Below are 23388 nucleotides of genomic sequence, written 5' to 3'. Positions count from 1 at the left end.
TGAGCCTTCATCAGCCCAGCTTTCACCTTAGCGCTCCCTCTTGTAGGTCGGTTCGAGGATCGGCTCTTAAACCTTTAGGGAAAGCTGGACGGAGGTGGGGCTAGTGGCCGCGCTTGATCCAGTTCTCCAGCTCAGGGGCTTCTAGGCCAATGCCGGTGGAGTCCCCGTGGCCGGTGAGCACGGCGGTGGATTCGGGCAGGGTCAGGAGCTTGGTTGAGATGGATTCGATGATGGTCTCGAAGCTGGAGAAGGAGCGGCCGGTGGCTCCGGGCCCTCCGTTGAAGAGGGTGTCACCTGAGAAGAGCACGCCCTCGCTGTTGTCCCAGGAAAGGGTGGGGGCGTAGAAGCAGACGGAGCCGGGGGAGTGGCCGGGGGTGGCCAGCACCTTTAGTTCGGTGGAGCCGATGGTAATGGTATCCCCGTCGGTGAGGGCAGAATCGAAGTCCCAGGAGGGGTAAACCATTTCCCAGAGGGGCCGGTCGGCCGGGTTCAGGTAAACCGGGGCGTCAAAGCGGTCGGCAGCTTCCTTGGCGGAGCGGATATGGTCGTCGTGGGCGTGGGTCAGCAGGATTTTCTCAACGGTGCGCCCTGCAACCTTGGCTGAAATTTTATCGACGTCGTGGGCCGGGTCAATAATGACCACGGATGTGTCGTTTCCGATAATCCAGACGTTGTTGTCGACCTCCCAGGTGCCCCCGTCCAGGGAGAAGGTTCCGGAGGTGACAACCCGTTCAATGCGTTCTGACATGTGTTTTCTCCTTAGAGTTCTACGACCGAGCGCAGGACTTTACCGGTCTTCATGGTTTCAAAGGCTTCATTGACCTGGTGCAGGCTGATGCGTTCGGTCACGAAGCCGTCTAGGTTCAGGTTGCCGAGTTTGTAGTGCTGGACGAACATGGGGAAGTCGCGGGAGGGCAGGGTGTCGCCGTACCAGGCTGACTTGATGGAGCCACCGCGTCCGAAGACCTCATCGAGGGGTGCCTGCCAGGTGGTGCCGGGGGCGGGTACGCCCACCAGGACGACGCGTCCGGCCAGGTCGCGGGCTTCAAAGGCCTGCTTGAAGGTGGCTTCAACGCCCACAGCGTCAATGACCAGGTCGGCTCCGAAGCCATCGGTAAGCTCCTTGATGGCGGCTACCGGGTCCTGGTTCTTTGAATTGATGACGTGGGTGGCACCGTGCTCCTTTGCCCGGGCCAGCTTCTCGTCGTCAATATCAACGGCGATGATGGTGGTTGCCCCGCCCAGCTTGGCACCTGCAACAGCGGCGGTACCCACACCGCCGCAGCCGATGACGGCGACGGACTCGCCGCGGGCTACTTCACCGGTGTTGAGCACAGCGCCCAGACCGGCGGTGACGCCGCAGCCCAGCAGGCCGATGGCGGCGTACTGGTCTTCGGTCAGCTCAGCCTCAATCTTGGTGCACTGGCCTGCTGCCACTAGGGTTTTCTCAGCGAAGGAGCCAATACCCAGGGCGGGGGAGAGTTCGGTGCCGTCCTCCAGGGTCATCTTCTGGGTGGCGTTGTGGGTGGCGAAGCAGTACTGGGGCTTGCCCTTCTTACAGGCCCGGCACTCGCCGCAGACAGCCCGCCAGTTGAGAATGACGAGGTCGCCGGGGGCGACGTTGGTGACGCCCTCGCCCACGGCCTCGACGATGCCTGCTGATTCGTGGCCCAGCAGGTAGGGGTAGTCGTTGCCGACCCCGCCCTGAACATAGTGGTGGTCGGTCTGGCAGACACCGCAGGTCAGGACCTTGACCAGGGCTTCGCCCTTGAGGGGATCGGGCACATTGATGGTGACTACTTCAACGGGCTCATTTTTGGCCAGAGAAACAACGGCCTTGACCTTGTGCATGGGGGCTCCTTTGGTGAGGGGAGGGAGGATAAGGGGCAGGCAGGGTAGCCTACCGTGCTCTGCTTCTACGCTACCGTGTGGCCGGGCTCTCTGCCAGCTGGTGAGATTGCGTGACGGGCTATGAAGTCAGTGGTGGCCCGGCGGGCCTGGCCGCTGGTGAGGGCGGTTATATGGTCCCGCCCGGCCAGGGGCAGGAAGGTGGATGCCGGGTGGGGTAAGTCGGCGAGCAGGTTGGGGGTCTGCCGGGCCAGGTCGTCCTGATCCCCGGCAAAGAGCAGGACGGGGCAGGTGGGCAGGTTCGTCAGATCAAATGGCTCGACCGGGTGGGCGGTGAAGTCTGCTAGGGCCTGCCGGGGTAGGGGGCTAGAGGCCAGGACGGCCTGGAGGCCAGGCGGCAGGGCCTGGCTGGTTGCGGTACCGGTGAGGTAGGCATGCACCCCACCCAGGTGGGTGCTGGTGGGCAGCCCGCCGGCGGTGAGGGTCGCAACCAACTGAGGGTAGCTGAGGGCTACCTGCCAGGCCAGGCGGGCCCCCAGGGAGTAGCCCACCAGATGAACCGGGCCGGGCTGGGCCTCTAGGGCCTGGCCTCCAAATGCCTGTGCTTCTAGGGCCTTGGCTAGGGACCGGCTGATAGCTGACAGTAGGCCTTCCCCCTCCTGAAAGCTGACCGCAACCTGCGTCAGCTGGTGGGCCTCGTCCTCGACCGGGTTGGTAACTAGCCGGTGGCAGGGCAGGGTTACCAGGGTTACCCCGGCCCCGGCCCGGTGAAACTGCCTGACCCAGCCCGTCCTTTCCCAGGTAATCTGGGCCGTGGAAGCAAAACCGTGCACCAGCACCACCTGCTGGCCCTCCACCAGCCGGGCCGGGGCGTCGGGCGGAAGCGTGGGGGCGGGCAGATACTCCAGGGTGAGGGAAAAAGATGTCATGGTATATAGAGTAAGGGCCCCGGCTACTGTCTGAAGTAACCGGGGCCCTTGGCATGTCATACGGGAATTATTGCTTCTTCTTTTCTTGGTCCTTGGCCAACTGCTGGAAATCCATCCCGTGGTGTTCCAGGCGGATCTGGCGGCCCTCTTCCACCAGCTCGTCCTGCTTCTTCTGAATCTTGATGGCCATCGTGTCATCGCGCGGGGGCAGGCTGAGCTCGTCCTCGGCCTTGATACCAGCCTGTAGCTCCCGGCCCCGCTGAATTTCAGCGTCCACCTGGGCCCCGAGCAGGAGCACGTTGTTCATAATCCAGATGAAGAGCAACATCACAATGACACCACCGATCAGGCCGTAGGTGGCGTTGTAGGAACCGAAGTTCGACACATAGAAGGTGAAGCCGAGCCCGGCAATACCCATCGTGACCAGTGCCAGGGCCGCCCCCGGGGTCAGAAAACGGAAGGAGGGCTGCTTGACGTTAGGGGTAGCAAAGTAGAGCAGGCTAATGAGGGCCACGGCCAGCACCAGCATAATGGGGTAGCGTAGCCACATCCAGATTCCGATAAAGCCGCCAAGCTCTACCGCCGGGATAGCAGCCTGGATGGTGTTGAGGACGTCGCCCGAGGACAGCAGAACCAACATCATGGCTACCACGATCAGGACCATGAGGGCGGTGACCATCAGGTTCCAGGGGCGGAGCTTCCAGATGGGGCGGCCCTCAGCCACCCCGTAAATCTTGTTCATGGACCGGCCGAAGGCCCCAACATAGCCTGAGGCAGTCCAGAGGGCACCGACGACACCGGTCAGTAGGGCGAACCCGGCTGCGGAGGAGCTGGTGAGCTGGGTGATGGGCTCTTCAAGCAGGTTGAGCATGTCTTCCGGGGCGAAGTCTTTCATGAAGCCCAGGATGGCGTCGGTGGTCTGCTGGCCCTGACCGAAGACACCCAGGAGGGAGACGACGGCCAGGAGGCCCGGGAAGATGGACAGGACGGTGAAGTAGGTGAGGGCCGCTGCCAGGTCGGTGCAGCCGTCGATGGAGAACTCTCTGAAAGCCCGTTTGAAGATGTACTTCCAGCTGGAAGCACTCATCTGGGTGAGTTTGGTGGGCTTGGGGGTCTGCCGGTGTTTGTCCTCGGTGCGGGACCGACTGATAGTTTGTTCAACGCGTGCCATCGGTGGGTGTCCTTTAGGGGGTGCGAGTAAGGGTACTGATTTTTAATCAGTCAACATCTTATCAGTAGTATGATGATTTTCCCCTCCTGGCTCAGACGACTGTGCCCCGGCGCAGGGGCCGGGGCACAGGCTGAGGCTTGAGGGGAAGCTCCGGGGTTAGTTGTCGATACCGAGGACCTTGGCGGTGTGGGCAAAGAGCTCATCAGCCAGGTCGTGGTTATCGTTGAGCTTGACCCCGTAACCGGGTACGAGCTCCTTAATACGGGGTTCCCACTGGCCCATCTTGCCGGGGAAGCAGCGGGCCAGGAGGTTCAGCATAATGGGGGCTGCGGTTGAAGCGCCGGGGGAGGCGCCCAGCAGGGCCGCAATGGAGCCGTCGCCCGAGGCAATCAACTCGGTGCCGAACTGCAGCACACCGCCCTTCTTCGCGTCCTTCTTAATGACCTGGACGCGCTGGCCTGCGGTAATCAATTCCCACTCGTCGGCGACGGCCTGGGGGTAGTACTCGCGCAGGGAGGCAAGGCGCTCGTCCCGGTTCTTCAGCAGTTCCCCAATCAGGTACTTGGTCAAATCAACGTTGGCCAGACCGGCCCGCACCATGGGGTAGAGGTTATCCGGGCGCAGGGAGAGGGGGAGGTCAAGGAGGGAACCCTGCTTGAGGAAGTTTGTCTTGAAACCGGCGTAGGGGCCAAAGAGCAGGGAGCGCTTGCCGTTGACGTAGCGGGTATCCAGGTGGGGTACCGACATCGGGGGCGCACCGACAGAAGCCTGACCGTAGACCTTGGCGTTGTGCTTGAGGGCGGTTTCTTCGTTGGTGTTCCGGAAGAAGAGGCCAGAGACGGGGAAACCGCCGAAGCCCTTGCCCTCCTTGATCCCTGACTTCTGCAGCAGGTTCAGGGCTCCACCGCCTGCGCCAAGGAAGACGAACTTGGCGCGGATGGTCTGGCTGAGTTCTGAGTTCAGACGGTTCTTGACTGTTACCAGCCAGCTGCCGTCACTCTGCTGGGTCAGGTTGGTGACCTGCTGGCCGTACTGGATGGTCACGCCCTGCTCTACCAGGTAGTCCACCATCTGCTGGGTCAGGTTGCCGAAATCAACATCGGTACCTTCTGGCGACCAGGTGGCAGCGATCTTCTGGTTGGGGTCACGGCCCTCAACAGCCAGGGGGGCCCACTGGCGGATCTGGTCGAAGTCGGTGGAGAACTTCATGCGCTCAAAGAGCTTCTGGTTCTCGAAAGCCTCGAAGCGCTTGCCCAGGTAGGAGACGTGGTCGTCGCCGAAGACCAGGGACATGTGGGGGACGGGGTTGATGAAGTTGGCGTTCTTGAGCTTGCCCTCTTGAACCAGGGAGGCCCACAGCTGGCGGGACACCTGGAACTGCTCGTTAATGCCCAGGGCCTTGGCCGGGTCGACGGTGCCGTCGGGGCCTGCCGGGGCGTAGTTGAGCTCGCAGAGGGCTGAATGGCCAGTGCCTGCGTTGTTCCAGGGGTTGGAGGATTCCTGGCCTACCTGATCCAGACGTTCGAGCAGGGTGATATCCCAGGTGGGTTCGACCTCCTTGAGCAGGACGCCCAGGGTTGCACTCATGATTCCGCCGCCTACAAGGACGACGTCGGTCTTTACTTCGTTTGCCACTTGTTTGACACTCCGTCACTGTACGATATGGTGCCCGACTTTGGACACCACAGGGGAAGGGCCCGTGCGGACCCCGCTTACTTTTTAGAGTAGTACAGATAGCCCACCTGGCCTAACAGGTGGGCTAGGTTACTTGCACATTACTGGGGTGCCGGTGGGGTGGCTAGCTTTCTAGGGCGACGCGGGAGAAATCGTCTATGCAGGTGGCGCTGACGCTGTAGCGATCGACGCGGGGGCCTTGGGAGACGCCGGAGACGGGGTAGGCGAGGGGGATGGCAGGTAGGAGTTCGGCGATATTGGCGTTGATGGCCTTGTAGGCTTCGCGTCGTTCGGCGAGGTCGGTGATGGCGTCGGCGTCTGCGATGGCTTGCAGGATAGCGGGGTAGCTTGAGGCGACCTGGGTGGGTTCCTGGGCGGCGCTGGTGGGGCTGGGAGAGCTGGTGGGGCTGGGGGTGGCAGTGGGTAGGGTCAGGCTGGAGGGGGCCTTGGCTGCTGTTGAAATGACGGGGGCGAGGAAGGCGGTGGGGTCCCGGTAAGCGCCGACGAAACCGGTGAGTTCGAGCCCGTAGTCGGGGTGGGCGGTTGGGATGTCTTCGGTGCCGGTGTCTGACCAGCGGTAGGGTTTGGGGACGATCGTGAAGCCGGCCTTCACCAGGTCGGCGGAGATGAGGGAGTAGATCCCCTCTGGGGAGGGAAGGTAGGGGAGGGAGAGATTGATGGGGTAGTAGATGTCGATGGGCTGGTTGGCGTAGGTGGAGGCCCGAAGGAGTTCCCGGGCCTGCTCGGGGTTGTAGGTGTAGGCCTGGGCGGCGTCCTCGTTTCGCATTTGGAAGAGGGCTGGGAGGAAGTCCCGGGCTGCTGCTGTTCCCTGGGGGTAGTAGGTGCTGACGATTTTGTTGCGGTCGATGGCGTGGGCGAGGGCCCGGCGGACGCGGGCGTCGTCAAAGGCGGGGTGGTTGAGGTTGATTCCGAGGTAGGCGATGGCGTAGGGGTCGCGGGATTGGACGGGGAAGCCGCCGAGGGCTAGGGGGACGTAGTCGGTGAGTCCTACCTGGTCGTAGGCGTCTACGAGGCCTTCAACGAGGTTGTAGTAGCGTTTTTCGGCGTCGGGAATGGTGACGAAGGTGAGTTTGGTGATCTCGGGGGCAGCGGACCGGTAGTGGGGGTTGGGGATCAGGGTGAAGGTGGTGGTGTCGTGGGTGGCCAGGGTGAAGGCGCCGCTGCCGATGGGGGTGCCTTTGAGGTAGCCGTCTTCGCCGATGCTGCCGGGGGCTAGGAGGGCGAGGGCTGGCTGGGTCAGCATGAGCAAGAAGCTGTGGGCTGCCCGGCTGAGGGTGATGGTGACGGTGGTGTCGTCGGGGCTGGTGTAGTCCTGGATCAGGGGAGCGCCGCCGGACGGGAGGGGGGCAAAGAGCTGGGTGAAGGGGTGGTTGGTGCGGGTGGGGGTTCCGGTGCCGAGTTTTTTCCAGCGGTCGATATTGGCCAGGACGCTGGCCGCGGTGAGGGCGGTGCCGTCGCTGAAGCTGAGGGGGGTATCGAGGGTGAAGGTGTAGGTGAGGCCGTCGTCGCTGACATCCCATTCTGCGGCGATGGCTGGGGAGGGCAGGCCGGTGTTGGCGTCAGCTTTCAGCAGGGGGTCTAGGATCTGGGCGCTGATTCGGTAGGACTCGATTCGGGTGGTTTGGGCCGGGTCGAGGGTCAGGACGTGGGCGGCCTGGGCAAAGGTAAAGGTGCGGGGGGCCTGTGGGGTGGGGCTGGCTGCTTCCTCGGGGGTGGAGGTGCTACAGGCGGTGAGGGACAGGCCGAGGGTTAAGGCTGCGCCGAGCTGGAGTGCCTGGCGACGGGGTATCGATGTAGGTGCCATGGAAAAACCTCGAACCTGTGAGCGGGATGGGCCTCGGTGGGTGGGGCCTTGTGGTGCCTATCTTAGAGCATTGTCCCGGGCCTTCGCCCTGTGTGAGCTGGGGGAGGGGCCGGTGATACACAAAACCCGCCCCACCGGTGCTGAGCCGGGAGGCGGGTTTCTCTGTGCGCGAGGAGGGACTTGAACCCTCACGCCGTAAGGCACAGGAACCTAAATCCTGCGTGTCTGCCAATTTCACCACTCGCGCGTGGTGCTGTTTAGAGCAACAAAGACTATGCTACAACACCGGTTTAGGTTTTGTGAAACCTAGGGGTTAGGCGTCTATGCCTAGGTCCCGGCGGAGCTTGGCAACGTGGCCCTTGGCTCGCACGTTGTACTGGGCCAGGGCGATGGTTCCGTCGGCGTCGATGACGATGGTTGAACGGATGAGGCCGATGTAGGTTTTGCCGTAGTTCTTCTTCTCGCCCCAGGCTCCGTAGGCTTCGGCTACGGCGTGGTCTTCGTCAGAGAGCAGGGGGAAGGGAAGATTTTCCTTGGCCGCGAAGCGGTCGAGGGCAGCTACCGGGTCAGGGGAGACACCCAGGACGGTGTAGCCGTGGGCGGCGAGGGATTCGAGGGAGTCGCGGAAGTCGCAGGCCTGGGTGGTGCAGCCGGGGGTTGAGGCCTTGGGGTAGAAGTAGAGAATCACCTGCTGGCCTGCGTAGTCTGCCAGTGAGATGGTGGATCCGCCAGCTGCGGGCAGGGTGAAGGCGGGGGCGGTGGTACCGGGTTCAAGGCGGGTCATGGGCAACCTTTCGGGGAAATCGGGCTGGACGGGCGCGTCCGTCCGGGGTGTGCACGGGCGGAGGCTCCTGATGGGTGAGGAGGCCAGTTTATCAAGCACAAGCAGGCCCTGCCTGGTAAATCCTTGACGGGGAACCTGTCTGGTCAAAGGTGTGAAGCGCCTAGTGGTGGGGCGGTGTCCTGTCAATTCTGGGCAGATAAGTGATAAACATGCTTATAATGGGTGGTATGCCAGAAATTCGTAATTGGTCGATTAATCGACTGCTCTCAACTGCAGCCCGCATGCTGGAATACAGCTGGAATGACCAGCTCAAGTCGCTGGGGCTGACCCACGCAGGTGTGACAGCCCTCGGTGTTATTGCACGCGAAGGTATGATTTCTCAGGTTAAAGTTGCCTCCCTAGTGGGTGTTCAGGCCCAGACCATGGGTAAGACCCTGGCCCGCCTGGAGGCTCACGGCCACGTCTTCCGTACCCGCAATACGGTGGACCGTCGCAGCTACCTGCTTGGTATCACTGAAGAGGGGCGACGGGTTCTTGCAGAGGCAGAAAGCATCGACCGCAAGCTTGGCTCAGCCGGGGAACTCTCTAACCCTGAGTTTCGCGAAATGCTGATCAGCATTATTGAATCCCTTGAAGAGAATCACGGTGGCAGCTCCGTTCTTGAGGGAGTGGCAGACGAACACAGTGCAGAAGTTGGGGCTATTTCTAGCACCCTGGCCGAGGCTCCGGCCCCTGTCGACCTGTCTGAGGCTGCAGCTGCTGAACCCCTGGGGGAGCGCATTAATACGGCAGTAATGGATGTCATCACCCCAGAAATGATTGCCGAGCATCGGAGCTCTAAGTCCTAGAAGTCCAGGCGAGGACGGTTGGCGACCTGGAATTTTATGAAGGTCGTCACAAAACCGAATTTTGGCTTGCAAACCACTTGTGGGGTGTGTAGAGTTATTACTCGTTGCCAGGGAAACCTGGTGGTGAGAAATGCGCCTCTAGCTCAATTGGCAGAGCAATTGACTCTTAATCAATGGGTTCTGGGTTCGAGTCCCAGGGGGCGCACAGAAGAGAAAAGCCCGACCGGTCTTCCGGTCGGGTTTTTTCGTGTGTCAGTCAGTGGCGGTGGATCTGCTGGGTGCACAGGAGGGATGGGAGGACGATTCCTGGGGGGTTAGGCTAGAAATTATGGGTCTAGTCACAAAAGGCCGTTTTGGCTTGCGTGCTTCAAAAAATGGGCGTATAGTATTTATTCGTTGCTAGGGAAACCTGGTCTGACAAGTGAATATGCGCCTCTAGCTCAATTGGCAGAGCAATTGACTCTTAATCAATGGGTTCTGGGTTCGAGTCCCAGGGGGCGCACAGAGAAAAAGCCCGATCGGTCTTCCGGTCGGGCTTTTTGCTAACCTCAAGTTGACGGCATCAGGCTCTGTTTCCCGGATAAGGGGGCTAGACCTCCCAGGCGTCGATAATAACCTTCTTGAAGTCAGGAATATCCTGGCTCTGGTCGAGAACTCCAACGCCCCGGTCGGTTTCAACGGTAACGAGGGGTTCAAAGGTGAGGGAGAAGGAGGTGCCATTGGTCATCTCCAGCCCGAAAGAAAAATCTGAGAGCGCGTAGGTACGCGCAGCGTTAGTGTTATCCACGGACGTCGGGGAGCCAGTGCCGCGCACCGACGGAAGGGATAAGGGGGCGACGACGGCCTCGCGCGGGGTTTCCCGGTAGCCCACAAGGAAATAACGCTGGTCGTCCTCCTGGAGGGCAGCAACGTCAGGGTTTCTGTACATCGACGTTCCCGTCGCAAAAACCAGGTTATAGGCACCGTAGTTAATGATCTGGCTATCAAAAACGGTGTGCAAAGCCTGGGCTATTTCTGCGCTGGAGAGCTGGGGTGAAGTCATGCCATCAGTCTATGTTCTATCTGTTTAAATGTCCTGGTATCAATCGGGGAAGGTTCTATGTGACTCCTTATGACAGCATGAATCCCCAGGGTGGGAGCTCCGGTAGCGGGTTAGGGGGAAGTCCGTAGGTAGCCACACTGTGACATAAAAGTGTCACATTCTAAGACTGGTTTGACCTCCCTGGAAGGACACAAGAGAATTGTGGGTATGACATCACGCCAGCAGTCACAGATTCGTCTTGTGGTGCGACTCGGTAACGAGTGCGCAGCATAGGAACGCCTTGTGTCCAAAGCGTGCGCACCCTTCGCTCAAGTACAGCGGAGGGTTTTTTTCTAGGTAAATAACCGCAACCCGGCCGAGCCTACCTAACGGGCGCACCCATCGCTCACCCACACAAGATCATTTTCACACCACCACGAGGAAAACAATGACGACGGGACCTTCAATCAACCCGGCAGATCTAGCAAAGAACCTGGGCACTCGTTCAGCCGCCCAGGAGCCCTCACCTGTAGAACGTATGACAGGTTCACAGGCAATTGTGCGCTCCCTCGAAGAACTGGGTGTCACTGACCTCTTTGGCCTTCCGGGCGGCGCAATTCTTCCCACCTACGACCCCCTCTTTGACTCCGAGAAACTCAATCACATTCTCGTCCGCCACGAGCAGGGTGCTGGCCACGCCGCAGAAGGCTACGCCATTGCCAGCGGTAAGGTCGGTGTTGCGATTGCTACCTCCGGCCCCGGGGCAACCAACCTCCTCACCGCCATTGCAGACGCCAATATGGACTCCGTACCGATTGTCTGCATCACCGGCCAGGTATCCTCCAAGGTCATCGGCACCGACGCCTTCCAAGAAGCCGACATCGTAGGCATGACCATGCCTATCACCAAGCACTCCTTCATGGTGCGCGACGCCCAGGAAATTCCCCGCTGCCTGGCAACCGCCTTCAAAATTGCCTCAACCGGCCGCCCCGGCCCCGTCCTGGTAGACATCACCAAGGACGCCCAGCAGGGCATGATGGACTTCTCCTGGCCCCCCGCCAACACCGACCCCCGCGGCTACAACCCCGTCACCCGAGGCCACTCCAAGCAGATTCGTGAAGCAGCCAAGCTCATCACCGAATCAAGCCGCCCCGTCCTCTACGTTGGCGGCGGCGTCGTCCGGGCCGAAGCCTCCGAGGAACTGATGAAGCTCGCCAAAACCATTGGCGCCCCCGTCGTCACCACCCTCACCGCCCGTGGGGCCTACCCCGACTCCGACCCCCAGAACCTGGGCATGCCCGGCATGCACGGCACCGTACCGGCTGTCACCGCTATGCAGAAGGCCGACCTGCTCATCGCCCTGGGCACCCGCTTTGACGACCGCGTGACCGGCGTGGTCTCAGAGTTCGCCCCCCACGCCAAGGTCATCCACGTTGACATCGACCCGGCAGAAATTTCTAAGATCCGCATTGCAGACGTGCCTATCGTCGGCGATTTGCGCTATGTCCTGCCCGACCTCAACGAAATCCTCACCGGCGAATTCGCCCAGAACCTGCCCGACCTCACCGACTGGTGGGCCCTCGTCAACCGTTTCAAGGAAACCTACCCGCTGGGCTACACCCCCACCACCGACGGACTCGGCTCCCCCCAGCTGGTCATCCAGAAGCTCTCAGAAATGAGCGGCCCCGACGCCTACTACGTCACCGGCGTCGGCCAGCACCAGATGTGGGCAGCCCAGTTCATCAAGAACGAGAACCCCCGCCACTTCATCAACTCAGCAGGCCTCGGCACCATGGGCTTCTCCGTCCCCGCCGCCATGGGCGTCAAGGTCGCCTTCCCCGACTCTGTCGTCTGGGCCATTGACGGCGACGGCTGCTTCCAGATGACCAACCAGGAACTAGCCACCTGCGTCCAGAACAACATTCCTATCAAGGTAGCTGTCATCAACAACTCCTCCCTGGGCATGGTGCGCCAGTGGCAAAACCTCTTCTACGACGGCCGCTACTCCAACACCCACCTCAACACCGGCATGGGCACCGCCCGCATCCCCGACTTCGTCAAACTCGCCGAAGCCTACGGATGCGCCGCCCTGCGCTGTGAACGAGATGAGGACGTCGAAGCCACCATCGCCAAGGCCCTCGAAATCAACGACCGCCCCGTCGTCGTGGACTTCAACGTCAGCCCCGACGCCCTCGTCTGGCCCATGGTGCCCGCAGGCGTCTCCAACGACCAGATCCAGATTGCAAAAGACATTTCACCCTCCTGGGGCGAAGAAGAGGAAATCTAATGAGCCGCCATACCCTCTCAGTTCTGGTAGAAGATAAGCCCGGCGTCCTGGCCCGCGTCTCCGGCCTCTTTGCCCGCCGCATGTTCAACATCGACTCCCTGGCCGTCGGCCCCACCGAGGTCCCCGGAATTTCCCGCATCACGGTCGTTGTGGACGCGGACGGGGTGCTCCTAGAACAGGTCACCAAACAGCTCAACAAGCTGATTCACGTCCTGAAAATTGTTGAACTGCCCGACGACCAGTCGGCCCAGCGAGACCACATCTTGATTAAGGTCAAGGCAGATGCTGCAACCCGCATCCAGGTAACCCAAGCAGCTGATTTGTTCCGCGCCAAAATTGTGGACGTATCCACCGAATCGGTCATTATCGAGGCCACCGGTTCTGCCAACAAAATCAACGCCCTGCTCGAAGTCCTTGAGCCCTTCGGGGTCCGGGAAATCGTGCGGGCAGGCACCATTGGACTGTCCCGCGGCCCCCGCTCCATAAGCGAAAAAGCCCTGCGCGTCTAAAACCACCACAACATTCCAAAATATGAAACCTATGTCTCAAAACCAGTAACAGGGGTTACTGTAGAAACTAAGGGTTTCACCCACTCACAACCGACGGGCACCACGCCCCTCACCCGATCTAAGGAGATCGCACAATCATGGCAAAGATCTACTACAACGACGACGCCGACCTGGCTAACATCGCAGAACGCTCCGTCGCCATCATCGGTTACGGCTCCCAGGGCCACGCCCACGCCCTCAACCTGCGTGACTCAGGCGTAGACGTCCGCGTCGGCCTTGCAGAAGGATCCAAGTCCCGCGCCAAGGCAGAAGCTGAAGGCCTGCGCGTCCTCACTGTTGCCGAAGCCGCAGCAGAAGCCGACGTCATCATGATCCTCACCCCCGACCAGGTCCAGGCAGAGGTCTACAAGAACGACATCGCCCCCAACCTCAACGAAGGTGACGCCCTCTTCTTCGCCCACGGCTTCAACATCGTCTTCGGCTACATCGAAGCCCCCGAGGGCGTCGACGTCGCCATGGTAGCCCCCAAGGGCCCCGGCCACACTGTCCGCCGCGAATTCGAAGCAGGACGCGCTGTTCCCGCCCTGGTCGCCGTTGAAAAGGACGCCTCCGGCAAGGCCCTTGACCTGGCCCTGGCCTACGCCAAGGCAATGGGTGCAACCCGCGCAGGCGTCATCGAAACCACCTTCAAGGAAGAAGCCGAGTCCGACCTCTTCGGTGAGCAGGCAGTCCTCTGTGGTGGCGCTTCCCAGCTGATCCAGTACGGCTTCGAAACCCTGACCGAAGCTGGCTACCAGCCCGAAATCGCCTACTTCGAGGTCCTGCACGAACTCAAGCTGATCGTTGACCTCATGATTGAAGGCGGCATCGCCAAGCAGCGCTGGTCCATCTCAGACACCGCCGAATACGGCGACTACGTCTCCGGCCCCCGCGTCATCACCCCCGAGGTCAAGGAGAACATGAAGGCTGTTCTGGCTGACATCCAGGACGGCACCTTTGCCAAGCGCTTCATGGAAGACCAGGCAGCCGGCGGTCCCGAGTTCAAGGAACTGCGCGCCAAGGGCGAAGCCCACCCCATCGAAGCAACCGGCCGCGAACTGCGCAAGCTCTTTGCATGGAACAACTCCGTTGACTCAGACTACGTCGACGGCTCCGTTGCCCGCTAAGGCAGATTGCCTACCCCCTCGATGAACCACAATCGGGACAGCTGAACAAAGCCGACTACCGTCGTCGTCACATAACGACGGTAGTCGGCTTCTGCCGTCCCCACCCCCGCCCGTCCCCAGGCCAGCAGGTAGCCGTACGGTGAACTACCTGCCAACCCCACGCCGACACCGGGCACCCGAACCTCCCACCTGCTGGAGCGTCCTTTAGGGTCCGAAGCGCCCAGCACCCACCAACCGTTACCCCACGTCATCTAAGGAACCTACCTGTGACCGTAAAACCCATCGTTCTGCTTGCTGAAGAACTATCACCTGCCACCGTTGAAGCCCTGGGCCCCGACTTTGAAATCCGCTCCTGCGACGGAGCCAACCGCGAGGAACTCATCCCCGCCATCGCCGACGTCGATGCCATTCTTGTCCGCTCAGCCACCCAGGTGGACGCCGAAGCTATCGCTGCCGCCAAGAAGCTCAAGGTCATCGCCCGAGCTGGCGTAGGCCTTGACAACGTCGATATCAAGGCCGCCACCAAGGCCGGTGTCATGGTGGTCAATGCCCCCACCTCTAACGTCATTTCCGCAGCTGAACTAACAGTCGGCCACATCCTGGGGCTGGCCCGTAATATCGCAGCAGCAGATGCCTCCATGAAAGAAGGCCAGTGGAAGCGCTCTGCCTTCTCCGGTGTAGAACTCTTTGAAAAGACCATCGGTATCATCGGCCTGGGCCGTATCGGCGGGCTGGTGGCCGAACGTCTCAAAGCCTTTGGTACCGAAATCATCGCCTACGACCCCTTCGTTACCGCAGCCCGCGCAGCAGCCCTGGGGGCAGAACTGGTTGAACTCGATGAACTGGTAGAGCGCTCGGACTTCATCACCATCCACATGCCCCGTACCCCCGAAACCCTGGGCATGATCAATGCTGAGAGCTTCAAGAAGATGAAGAAGACCGCCTACGTTGTCAACGTAGCCCGCGGCGGCCTGATTGACGAAGCCGACCTGGATGCTGCCCTGCGTGCCGGTGAAATTGCCGGTGCAGCCATTGACGTCTACGTCAAGGAACCGGCCAAGAACGTGCCCTTTGTTGAGCTGCCCAACGTCGTTGCCACCCCCCACCTGGGTGCTTCCACCTTCGAGGCCCAGGAAAAGGCCGGTATCTCAGTAGCCAAGTCGGTTCGCCTGGCTCTTGAAGGTGACCTGGTGCCCGATGCCGTCAACGTTGCAGGTGGCGCTATTGACAAGGACGTCCGCCCCGGCGTTCCCCTGGCCGAAAAGGTAGGACGCATCCTCACCGCCATTGGCGGCGACGAGGCCCTCACCCGCGTGGAAGTCAAGATCGCCGGCGAGATCGCAACCAAGGACGTCACCTCCCTCAAACTCTCAGCTCTCAAGGGCGTCTTCACCGACGTCGTCTCAGACAAGGTGTCTTACGTCAACGCCCCCGTCCTGGCCGAACAGCGCGGCGTCGAGGTCGAGCTGGTCACCACCACTGAGACCGACTACTTCCGCAACGAAACCGTGCTCACCGGTGCTCTAGCTAACGGGGAGGTCGTCTCCGTAGCCGGTACCGTCACCGGCCCCAAGCTGATCGAGAAGCTGACCAACGTCAACGGCTTCGACGTCGAAATCCCCATCACCGACCACATGCTGGTTCTGGAGTATGTAGACCGCCCCGGCGTCATTGCTGCTATCGGTACCCTGCTGGGCACCGCCTCCATCAACATCGCCGGTATGCAGGTCTCCCGCAACGACAAGAACGCCGAAGCCCTCTGCGTCCTGGCCCTGGACTCAGCCCTCTCAGCCGAGGTACTCGAATCCATCAAGCGCGTCGTCAACGCCTCTCGCGCAGCGGTTATTAATCTGGCTGACTAAACGAAGTCGCGGGTAGGCTTTCCCTTGCCGACTAACCTTCTTGGTCTCGCGCTGGGGCGCTCGACCAATTCATGCCAGCCCCAGCCAGTCGGCTCCGGGAAAGCCCACCCGCGCCTTTTTTCCTGTGTGAAATAGCGTTCGCAGTGGTTGCTGTAAACGGGTAAAGTGGTAGCTATGACTTCTACCCCGTACTACATCACCACTGCGATTGTTTATCCCAACGGCAAGCCTCATATCGGGCACGCTTATGAGCACATTGCAACCGACGTCATGGCTCGATTCAAACGTCTTGACGGGTTCGATGTCCGGTTTATGACCGGTACCGATGAGCACGGGCAGAAGATGCAGACCACGGCCGAGAAGGAAGGTCTCACTCCGCGCCAACTTGCTGATCGCAACTCTGCCGCAATTCGAGAGATGGACGATATGCTCGGCATCTCCTATGACCGCTTTATCCGCACCACCGATGCCGACCACTACGCTGCCTCCCAGGCCATCTGGAAGAAGATGGAAGAGAACGGCGATATCTACCTCGATAAGTACGCCGGCTGGTACTCGGTGCGCGACGAGGCCTACTACACCGAAGACGAAACCGAGGTGCGCGACGGCGTCCGCTACGCTATCTCAACCGGCACCGAGGTCGAATGGACCGAAGAGGAATCCTACTTCTTCCGCCTCTCCAAGTACGGCGACCGCCTGCTGGAACTCTACTCCACCGAGGGCTTTGTCTACCCCGAATCCCGCCGTAATGAGCTGGCTGCCTTCATCAAGAACGGCCTGACCGACCTCTCCATCTCCCGCACCACCTTCGACTGGGGCGTACCTGTACCCGGCAACGACAAGCACGTCATGTACGTCTGGGTGGACGCCCTGACCAACTACATCACCGGCCTGGGCTACCCCGATACCGAGGGCGAACTCTTCACCAAGTACTGGCCTGCAGATGTGCATATGATCGGTAAGGACATCACCCGCTTCCACGCCATCTACTGGCCCGCCTTCCTCTGGTCAGCCGGCCTTGAAATCCCCAAGCGGGTCTTCGGTCACGGCTTCCTGCTGGTTGACGGCGAGAAGATGAGCAAGTCCATCGGTAACGTGGTTGACCCTGCCGACCTGGTCGCCAGCTTCGGCCTGGACCAGCTGCGCTTCTTCCTGCTGCGCGATGTCTCCTTCGGCCAGGACGGCTCCTACTCAGCCGAAGGCATCAAGAACCGTATCAACTCAGACCTGGCGAATGACCTGGGTAACCTGGCCCAGCGGTCCCTCTCTATGGTCGCCAAGAACTGCGAAGGTAAGGTCCCGGCCCACGGTGCCTTCACCTCCGAGGATACCGCCATGCTTGAGATGGCAGCCGCCCTCTACGAGCCCGTCCGCGCTGACTTTGACGAGCAGGCCTTCCACCGGGCCCTGGAGCGCATCTGGCAGGTGGTGGGGGAGGCCAACCGCTACTTCACCGCCCAGGAACCCTGGAAGCTGCGCAAGACCGACCTGGAGCGCATGAACACTGTACTCTACGTGACCGCAGAGGTCCTGCGTATCGTCGCCACCCTCACCCAGCCGGTTATGCCCACCTCTATGGGCAAGATGCTCGACCTGCTGGCGGTTGCTCCCGAGAACCGCGTCTTTGCGGCCCTGGGTCAGGCCCTAACCCCCGGCACTGAGCTACCTGCCCCGGCCCCCATCTTCCCCCGCTACGAGGAACCCAAGGAAGCCTAACAAGAGCACCAGCCACACCACAGGACGCCCCTGACCCACCTGGTCTGCCAGGTAAGGTCAGGGGCGTCCTGACGTGTTTAACACGAAAAAGAGGCCGGTTGCACCTTAGGTGCCACCGGCCTCTCAGCCCAAGAAAGCGGGGAAGGCTAAAACCAGCCCAGTTCCTTTACCTTGCTAGCAATCATGTGTGACAAGGCGATATAGCCCCACCCGTTGAGGTGGAAGCCGTCGGAGGCGTACAGGGATGGAGGGATTTTACCTTCGTCGTAGGCTTTCTGATCAGTATCAGAAGACCAGACATTCGAGCCGTTCAGGGCCCCGTACCGCAGCCACTCTTCCCGGGTGACCTCACGCAGGTAGGTTTCCGGGTTTATAAACTTAGCGCCGTAGGTGGAGGCCCCCCACTGGTTGTAGGCTTCCACCTGCTTTGACATGGTCGAATCACGGCCATCACCCCGGGCCCGGAAATGACCCAAGACAATGGTGCGTTCCGGGGCTAGATCAAAGGCAAGCTGGGTGTGGGCTTGAATCTTTTCAGGTTCACCCAGGTTATTACGGCCAACCTGAATCAGATGGTAGCTCGACCGGCTAATCATCTCCTGGTAGGAGGTAAGCCAGTTCGCTCCAGTCCCGTGGGGGGCATAAATTTCTTCACCAGGAACCACACGTGTAAAGACATAGGTACCCGCAACCTCACCTGCACTCAGGATGCCAGGTACTGCACCTACATAACCCGGGAGGAGGGTAGAGGACCCCCACTCCACCTTAGAGTCTGACGGGATCCCCACCTGGACCGACCCCTCAGCAGGAATCCGGTCGTTGGGGAAGAGAATCCGGTACCGAAAATCAGGAACGCCTCGACGGGAAATAATGATTGAAGAGGTATCCCCACCCCGGCCAAAATCCAGCACTGGGGCACCCAGAAGTTCAGTGAGGCGGGCCTGAACAGTGGCATTATAGCCAGCAGGAACCCCCTGGTCAGCGTAGGCTCCATCGATGGACGAGCTGCCCCACAGGGCCAGGGATGGGCCGTTGACTGTCGGGTAGGGGAAGGTATCACCAAAGACCGTTGCCTTAGCGTCAGCAGCATGGGCCTGGGGCTGGACTAAACCGGCAGCGCTGACGGCAACACCGGCCACACCAGTGAGAGCCGCAAAACGCATCAGCGATCGACGGCTAGGGGTAAGGCCCAGCTGGGGCTGATCATTGACCATAAAAGTAAGAAACTGCTTTCTGTGACGAGGACGTCGCACATATTGCCATGGGCAAGATATAACTCGACTATCCATAGTAGTTAGAATTGAGGCTGATTATCTAGGGAAGGTCACCGTGTTATTTGTAACGGACAAAAGGATTCGGGCAATTCTAGCCCTGACATGTCTCGCCGGAACCGGCCTGGTGGGGTGCACCCCTGAGCCAGAAAACTTCAAGGAACTAACAGCTGCTGAGGCAAAAAGCGAGCATATCGACCAACTCCAAACCTGGATATACCCGCCTGCTGAATCTGAAGAGGCCCGCCGGGCTTTCGTCCAGAGGTGCGTGAAGGCTGCAGGAGGTTCCTACACGGAAGCCGTCAGCCAGGACAGCCTGGCTGATGCTGTTTTCACGGGACGAAGCACAGTAGCTCTCAAAGAGAACGGCTATGACCTCTTACAGCCCACCCAGAGTGAAACCGTAGCTAGCTTTGACCAGGCCGGTCTGGACGCCTACCTGGGCACCGGTGGGGAAACCTTCAGCGTCAGCTTCATGGAGTATTCCACCGGCACCTTGAATTCAGCAGGCTGTATGGCCCAGAGCTACGAATACATCTATGGTTCAGTAGAGGCCGGTATCAAGGCTGCCCTGCTTGCTCCATCTTTCGGGCAAGCCATTGCTGATAGCCTCTTTGCTGATGAAAACTACACCACCCTTCAGAACAGCTGGGCTAGCTGCATGAACGACCGGGGCTTTGCCCAGGTAAGCTCCACAGACCAGGCTTCATATGAGGCAAGCCTGTTGGGGGAAAAAGCCGCTCAAGACATGCTAGCTGCCGATATTTCCTGCCGGGAAACCCTGAATTTTGATGCAGCTATGACCGATCTCAAGAACAGCTACTACGAGTCGGTCTACAAGAGGCTAAAGCAGTTCTCCGAGGAACTGACCACTATTCACGAGACCTCCCTGGAGCGGGTTGCCGCCGACGCCACCGACCCGAAGGACACCTCCCCGGTGACGGTGCCGACCCCCAGCCCCAGCCCAACTGCTGGGTAGGGCCGGGGCGGCCCCGTCCTGCCCTGCTCTTCCCGGTTAGGTGGTTTCTGCCAGGGCCTTGACAGGGGAGTAGCGGGAGGCCCTCACCGCCGGGAGGAAGGCGGTGAACCAGGAGAGGAAGAGGCCTCCACCTGCGACCAGGGCTAGGCCGATTCCGTTGATGGCGTAGACCAGATTGACCCCCTCAAAGGACTGCATGAGCAGGACCCCTGAGCAGATTCCCCCGGCCAGGCCCAGGAGCACGGCAGTGCTGGCTATCAGCGTGGTTTCTAGGCTGATGGTCTTGCGGAGGGCCCGGGTGCTCATACCCGCTGCCCTGAGCAGGGCGTAGGGTCGGCGGCGCTGGTAGGCACTCAAAATCTGGGTGTTGGCGATACCGACCAGCGATATCAGCAGGGCTAGGCTCAGGAGTCCCAGAACCACGGCCAGAAGCGCGGTCATATCAGATTTAAGGGATTGTTTTTGGGCTAAGAAGCCGGAGAAGCCGCTACTTCCTGTGCCCGTGATGTCCTCAAGGGTGGTGAGCAGTGCTGCTTCCTGCTCGTCGCTGGTCTGGTCAACTGTCGAGAGGATAATCCTGCCTTCTACGGAACTGTCCCCGGGCGCTGTTGAACTGGTTCCGCTGATATCTTGCCCAACGGCGTAGGGAATCAGGGCCCAGGTGTAGGTAAAGGGAAGCACTTTAACTGTGAGATCCTTGTGCCCCTGGCTGCCTGTTACGGTGACGGTGTCCCCGTCCTTCCAGCCGCTATTGGTGGCTATAGCTTCACTGACGACCAGGGCTGAGTCGAGGTCACCCAGCTCCTGGGGAGTCAGCAGGGCCCCGGCGAGCTGGTCAAGATCGGCGGAGTAGAGGGTGACATCTGGCATGTCGGGTATGCTGGCCGGGGCGGTGGCCTGGGGGAAGGTAACAGTTGCCGCCTTGACCTGGGGGAGGGCCAGGAGCTGGTCTTGCAGGCTGGTTGCCTCCGTGAGCTGACGCAGCTGGACGGGGGCGTCCACCCCAAAGGACTGATATTTTTTCATCTCCGTGAGCACGCTCTCTTGTACGGTGCTGGTGCCGGTCAAGAGGGCGGCGAGGATCGCTGTGCAGGTGAAGATGATTCGCCCGACGGTAGCTGCCTGGGTGGGGGACTGCCTGATACTGCTGGCTGCCAGGTGGAGGGAGGAATAGGGGCTACCCCAGCGGGTGAGGGCCTGGGCCAGCAGGTAGGGGGCTAGGGGGAAGAGGCAGATGAGGCCGATGGAGAAGAGGACGGTAGCTACGATGTAGCTGACGTAGTGGCCACCGCCGAGGAGTAGGGCCAGCCCGGCTGAGAGTAGGAAGGCCAGACCTGCGTAGAGGGGTAGACGGCTCAACCTGCTGGGTTCAAGGCCTTGGCCCTGGGGGCTGAGGGCTGCGACGGGGGAGAGCGACCGGGTGCGTAAGGCCGGGAGGAGGGCTCCGAGCAGGGTGGTTAGGGTGCAGACTGCAATGGCCGTGAGTCCGGCGAAGGCGGTCGGTTCTATGATGAGGTCAGTGGTGGGGGCGAGCCTGAAGAGGTAGCCCACCAGGTAGGCGGTCGCGACGCCGATGAGGGAGGCTGTGGCCCCGAGGAGGGCCGCTTCAAGCAGGAGCATTCTGACCAGGGAGCCCTGGCTGGCGCCGAGGACCCGCAGGAGGGCTAGTTCCCGGGTCCGAGCTGCAGCGTGGACCCTGAAGGTGTTGGCGATGATAAAGGTGGAGAGGCCCAGGGCGAGGAGCCAGAAGGTGAGGAGGGCAACCACCAGGTTGGAGGCTGAGCCCATTCTGTGACCAACCTCCTGCTGCACCTGCTGGTCGGGGGTGGCCAGGAGGACGCTGGGGTAGGGGGCCAGGGCTTGTTCAAGCTGGGCTTGGGCCTGGGCCGGGTCCCCTTGGACAGTCAGGAGGATCTGGGTGGCCTCGCTTTTTTCGTTACCGCCGAAGTAGGCAATGAGACTGTTCTGGTAACTACGGACGCTGTCCCCGTCAAGAGGGCTGGCGAGGGTGAAGATGGGGGAGGCGGTCTCTGCGGTGAAGGGGGAGACTTTATAGATTCCGCTGACGGTGTAGGAACGGAGAGGCTGGGTGTCGATCTGGTAGAGGTTGTCGTCCCTGATTTGTTTGAAGTCGGTGAGATCGATGGTGCTGCCCGGTGTGAGGCCGTATTCGGTGGCCAGGGGGCTAGGAACCAGGACCTGGCTGGAATCGGTGGGGTAGGCACCTTCCTCCAGCTCGAAGGGGAAGAGGTCTGCGGACGGGGGCAGGTCGGCGCGGGCCAGGTAGTGCCGGGTGGAGCGTCCTGCCTCGTTATTGATGACGGTGGGGGCGTAAACGGTGAATTGGGCCCAGAGGCCGCTGACCGCTTCGATTCCTTCGAGGGTTTTTTCAAGCTCCAGGGGCACGGACTGGGCCAGGGAGTAATCGTTGTTGAAGACCCCTACCGGTGACACCACGAAATCAGCCTTGCTGTAGGCAGGTTCAGACCCGGCACGTAGGGTGGCGTCCATGGAGGAATTGAGGAGCAGGACGGCGGTGAGGAAGAAGGCGGAAATGGCGATGCCGATAGAGGTGAGGGCAAAGCGCAGGCGGTGCTTGCCCAGGTTAGAAAAGGCAACGGTGCCAAGGGTGGTGGCCATCTTAATCACCGAGCCTTGCCAGGGCTGAAAGGACGCTGGTCTGGGTGGGAGCTTCGAGCCCACCGGCTAGTTGGCCGTCCTTGAGGAGGAGGACCCGGTCGGCGTAGGAGGCTGCGAGGGGGTCGTGGGTGACCATGAGGATGGTCTGCCCCTGCTCCCGGCTGGCCTGCTGGAGGAGTCCTAGTACCTCGGTACTGGAGGCGGAGTCGAGGGCACCGGTGGGTTCGTCGGCAAAAATGACGGCCGGGCGGGGCAACAGGGCCCGGGCGATCGCCACCCGCTGCTGCTGCCCACCGGAGAGCTGGGAGGGTAGGTGCTTGAGGCGGTCAGCAAGGCCCAGGGTGCGTACCAGCTCATCGCGCCAGATGGTATCAACCGCCATCTTGGCTAGGCCCAGGGGGAGCTCAATATTCTGGGCGGCGGTGAGGGTGGGAATGAGATTGAAGGACTGGAAGATGAAACCGATATTACGGGCTCTGAACTCGGAGAGGTGGGAGTCTTTCAGGCCGGTCAGCTCCACCCCCTTCACCTGCAGGGAGGTGGCAGGGCTGGAGTCTGGGGTGTCTAGGGTAGCTAGGGTTTGCAGGAGGGTGGACTTCCCCGAGCCTGAGGGGCCCATAATGGCGGTGAACTTGCCTCGTTCAAAGTCGATGTTGAGGTCTTTGAGGGCGGCCACGGCGCTGGGGCCAGATCCGTACGTTTTACTGAGGTTTCGGGCTGAAACAGCAATAGGTGTGGTGTGTGGAATATTCATACATCAAGCTTCCCAAAGAGAAGGTGGGCAAGCATCACTCCCCGGTGTGAAAAGGTGTTTCTTCTCTAGTCCATGCCCTCATACCTGGGTATGAGGCACATCAG

At 60.8% G+C, this 23388-nt stretch carries 19 protein-coding genes and 3 tRNA genes; 9 read left to right on the top strand and 13 right to left on the bottom strand.

Translation table 11 applies throughout. From position 1 onward, the window contains the following. Positions 1 to 100: 100 nt before the first annotated feature. From L7A15_RS01495 to bcp, 8 genes are all read right to left on the bottom strand, one after another. Positions 101 to 748 carry an MBL fold metallo-hydrolase gene (locus tag L7A15_RS01495; protein WP_237207943.1) on the bottom strand — a complete coding sequence of 216 codons (648 nt, stop codon included), beginning with the start codon at positions 746 to 748 and terminating at the stop codon, positions 101 to 103. Positions 749 to 759: 11 nt separating this feature from the next. Next, complete coding sequence (locus L7A15_RS01490) at positions 760 to 1851, bottom strand: S-(hydroxymethyl)mycothiol dehydrogenase (RefSeq protein WP_237207942.1); 1092 nt, start codon at positions 1849 to 1851, stop codon at positions 760 to 762. Between the two features lie 65 nt (positions 1852 to 1916). Further along, positions 1917 to 2777 carry an alpha/beta fold hydrolase gene (locus tag L7A15_RS01485; RefSeq protein WP_237207941.1) on the bottom strand — a complete coding sequence of 287 codons (861 nt, stop codon included), beginning with the start codon at positions 2775 to 2777 and terminating at the stop codon, positions 1917 to 1919. A gap of 67 nt (positions 2778 to 2844) precedes the next feature. Next, positions 2845 to 3948 (bottom strand): YihY/virulence factor BrkB family protein, encoded by a 1104-nt coding sequence (locus tag L7A15_RS01480; RefSeq protein WP_237207940.1) that lies wholly within the window; start codon positions 3946 to 3948, stop codon positions 2845 to 2847. 156 nt (positions 3949 to 4104) lie between these two features. Next, a complete protein-coding gene (locus L7A15_RS01475; RefSeq protein ID WP_272878633.1) occupies positions 4105 to 5583 on the bottom strand; it encodes a malate:quinone oxidoreductase in 1479 nt (492 codons plus the stop codon). 163 nt (positions 5584 to 5746) lie between these two features. Beyond that, the gene (locus L7A15_RS01470; protein ID WP_237201180.1) at positions 5747 to 7447 is read right to left on the bottom strand and encodes an ABC transporter substrate-binding protein; all 1701 of its coding nucleotides are present in this window, start codon (positions 7445 to 7447) and stop codon (positions 5747 to 5749) included. A gap of 165 nt (positions 7448 to 7612) precedes the next feature. After that, a tRNA-Leu gene (locus L7A15_RS01465) sits at positions 7613 to 7694 on the bottom strand. A 66-nt stretch (positions 7695 to 7760) separates the two neighbouring features. After that, the gene (gene bcp / locus L7A15_RS01460; protein WP_237189781.1) at positions 7761 to 8231 is read right to left on the bottom strand and encodes a thioredoxin-dependent thiol peroxidase; all 471 of its coding nucleotides are present in this window, start codon (positions 8229 to 8231) and stop codon (positions 7761 to 7763) included. A gap of 227 nt (positions 8232 to 8458) precedes the next feature. Between bcp and L7A15_RS01455 the strand changes: the two genes are divergently transcribed. The 3 genes from L7A15_RS01455 (at position 8459) to L7A15_RS01445 (ending at position 9581) form a co-directional block, all read left to right on the top strand. Beyond that, the gene (locus L7A15_RS01455) at positions 8459 to 9079 is read left to right on the top strand and encodes a MarR family winged helix-turn-helix transcriptional regulator (protein ID WP_237189780.1); all 621 of its coding nucleotides are present in this window, start codon (positions 8459 to 8461) and stop codon (positions 9077 to 9079) included. Positions 9080 to 9211: 132 nt separating this feature from the next. Beyond that, a tRNA-Lys gene (locus L7A15_RS01450) sits at positions 9212 to 9284 on the top strand. Positions 9285 to 9508: 224 nt separating this feature from the next. Further along, positions 9509 to 9581 (top strand) — tRNA-Lys (locus L7A15_RS01445). Between the two features lie 87 nt (positions 9582 to 9668). Here the strand turns inward: L7A15_RS01445 and L7A15_RS01440 are convergent. Beyond that, positions 9669 to 10121, bottom strand: coding sequence for a hypothetical protein (locus L7A15_RS01440; protein WP_237189779.1), 453 nt, complete (start codon positions 10119 to 10121; stop codon positions 9669 to 9671). 427 nt (positions 10122 to 10548) lie between these two features. Here L7A15_RS01440 and L7A15_RS01435 point away from each other — a divergent pair, with 427 nt between their 5' ends. The 3 genes from L7A15_RS01435 to ilvC all read left to right on the top strand — a co-directional run bounded on the left by L7A15_RS01435 (position 10549) and on the right by ilvC (position 14062). After that, positions 10549 to 12387: an acetolactate synthase large subunit gene (locus tag L7A15_RS01435; RefSeq protein WP_272878654.1), complete on the top strand. Its 1839-nt coding sequence runs from the start codon at positions 10549 to 10551 to the stop codon at positions 12385 to 12387. Then, positions 12387 to 12896, top strand: coding sequence for an acetolactate synthase small subunit (gene ilvN / locus L7A15_RS01430; protein WP_237207939.1), 510 nt, complete (start codon positions 12387 to 12389; stop codon positions 12894 to 12896). The genes L7A15_RS01435 and ilvN overlap by 1 nt, the downstream gene beginning before the upstream one ends. A gap of 137 nt (positions 12897 to 13033) precedes the next feature. After that, positions 13034 to 14062 (top strand): ketol-acid reductoisomerase, encoded by a 1029-nt coding sequence (ilvC, locus tag L7A15_RS01425; protein ID WP_185174491.1) that lies wholly within the window; start codon positions 13034 to 13036, stop codon positions 14060 to 14062. Here ilvC and L7A15_RS01420 read toward each other — a convergent pair. Next, a complete protein-coding gene (locus L7A15_RS01420; protein ID WP_237207938.1) occupies positions 14059 to 14313 on the bottom strand; it encodes a hypothetical protein in 255 nt (84 codons plus the stop codon). The genes ilvC and L7A15_RS01420 overlap by 4 nt on opposite strands. Positions 14314 to 14328: 15 nt before the next feature. On the opposite strand from L7A15_RS01420, the gene serA reads away from it, so the two are divergent. Next, positions 14329 to 15924 carry a phosphoglycerate dehydrogenase gene (serA, locus tag L7A15_RS01415; protein WP_237207937.1) on the top strand — a complete coding sequence of 532 codons (1596 nt, stop codon included), beginning with the start codon at positions 14329 to 14331 and terminating at the stop codon, positions 15922 to 15924. A 174-nt stretch (positions 15925 to 16098) separates the two neighbouring features. After that, positions 16099 to 17640 carry a methionine--tRNA ligase gene (metG, locus tag L7A15_RS01410; protein ID WP_237207936.1) on the top strand — a complete coding sequence of 514 codons (1542 nt, stop codon included), beginning with the start codon at positions 16099 to 16101 and terminating at the stop codon, positions 17638 to 17640. A gap of 146 nt (positions 17641 to 17786) precedes the next feature. On the opposite strand, the gene L7A15_RS01405 is transcribed toward metG, so the two are convergent. After that, positions 17787 to 18854 carry a hypothetical protein gene (locus tag L7A15_RS01405; protein WP_237207935.1) on the bottom strand — a complete coding sequence of 356 codons (1068 nt, stop codon included), beginning with the start codon at positions 18852 to 18854 and terminating at the stop codon, positions 17787 to 17789. A gap of 115 nt (positions 18855 to 18969) precedes the next feature. Between L7A15_RS01405 and L7A15_RS01400 the strand changes: the two genes are divergently transcribed. Further along, complete coding sequence (locus L7A15_RS01400; protein ID WP_237201185.1) at positions 18970 to 19890, top strand: hypothetical protein; 921 nt, start codon at positions 18970 to 18972, stop codon at positions 19888 to 19890. 36 nt (positions 19891 to 19926) lie between these two features. On the opposite strand, the gene L7A15_RS01395 is transcribed toward L7A15_RS01400, so the two are convergent. Then, positions 19927 to 22530, bottom strand: coding sequence for an ABC transporter permease (locus L7A15_RS01395; protein WP_237207934.1), 2604 nt, complete (start codon positions 22528 to 22530; stop codon positions 19927 to 19929). A 1-nt stretch (position 22531) separates the two neighbouring features. Further along, the gene (locus tag L7A15_RS01390) at positions 22532 to 23284 is read right to left on the bottom strand and encodes an ABC transporter ATP-binding protein (protein WP_237207933.1); all 753 of its coding nucleotides are present in this window, start codon (positions 23282 to 23284) and stop codon (positions 22532 to 22534) included. Positions 23285 to 23388: the final 104 nt, after the last annotated feature.

Origin of the sequence: Rothia nasimurium, from assembly GCF_928391935.1 — a bacterium.
Classification (GTDB): domain Bacteria; phylum Actinomycetota; class Actinomycetes; order Actinomycetales; family Micrococcaceae; genus Rothia; species Rothia nasimurium_D.
This window is presented reverse-complemented; position numbering and strand designations above follow the sequence as displayed.

Excerpts from the sequence above, each read along its gene's own strand:
- metG (WP_237207936.1), top strand. The coding sequence starts at position 16,099 with ATGACTTCTACCCCGTACTACATCACCACTGCGATTGTTTATCCCAAC.
- L7A15_RS01470 (WP_237201180.1), bottom strand. The coding sequence starts at position 7,447 with ATGGCACCTACATCGATACCCCGTCGCCAGGCACTCCAGCTCGGCGCA.
- L7A15_RS01455 (WP_237189780.1), top strand. The coding sequence starts at position 8,459 with ATGCCAGAAATTCGTAATTGGTCGATTAATCGACTGCTCTCAACTGCA.
- L7A15_RS01480 (WP_237207940.1), bottom strand. The coding sequence starts at position 3,948 with ATGGCACGCGTTGAACAAACTATCAGTCGGTCCCGCACCGAGGACAAA.
- L7A15_RS01420 (WP_237207938.1), bottom strand. The coding sequence starts at position 14,313 with ATGACGTGGGGTAACGGTTGGTGGGTGCTGGGCGCTTCGGACCCTAAA.
- L7A15_RS01485 (WP_237207941.1), bottom strand. The coding sequence starts at position 2,777 with ATGACATCTTTTTCCCTCACCCTGGAGTATCTGCCCGCCCCCACGCTT.
- L7A15_RS01405 (WP_237207935.1), bottom strand. The coding sequence starts at position 18,854 with ATGGTCAATGATCAGCCCCAGCTGGGCCTTACCCCTAGCCGTCGATCG.
- ilvC (WP_185174491.1), top strand. The coding sequence starts at position 13,034 with ATGGCAAAGATCTACTACAACGACGACGCCGACCTGGCTAACATCGCA.
- L7A15_RS01435 (WP_272878654.1), top strand. The coding sequence starts at position 10,549 with ATGACGACGGGACCTTCAATCAACCCGGCAGATCTAGCAAAGAACCTG.
- bcp (WP_237189781.1), bottom strand. The coding sequence starts at position 8,231 with ATGACCCGCCTTGAACCCGGTACCACCGCCCCCGCCTTCACCCTGCCC.
- L7A15_RS01440 (WP_237189779.1), bottom strand. The coding sequence starts at position 10,121 with ATGACTTCACCCCAGCTCTCCAGCGCAGAAATAGCCCAGGCTTTGCAC.
- ilvN (WP_237207939.1), top strand. The coding sequence starts at position 12,387 with ATGAGCCGCCATACCCTCTCAGTTCTGGTAGAAGATAAGCCCGGCGTC.
- L7A15_RS01390 (WP_237207933.1), bottom strand. The coding sequence starts at position 23,284 with ATGAATATTCCACACACCACACCTATTGCTGTTTCAGCCCGAAACCTC.
- L7A15_RS01495 (WP_237207943.1), bottom strand. The coding sequence starts at position 748 with ATGTCAGAACGCATTGAACGGGTTGTCACCTCCGGAACCTTCTCCCTG.
- L7A15_RS01395 (WP_237207934.1), bottom strand. The coding sequence starts at position 22,530 with ATGGCCACCACCCTTGGCACCGTTGCCTTTTCTAACCTGGGCAAGCAC.
- L7A15_RS01490 (WP_237207942.1), bottom strand. The coding sequence starts at position 1,851 with ATGCACAAGGTCAAGGCCGTTGTTTCTCTGGCCAAAAATGAGCCCGTT.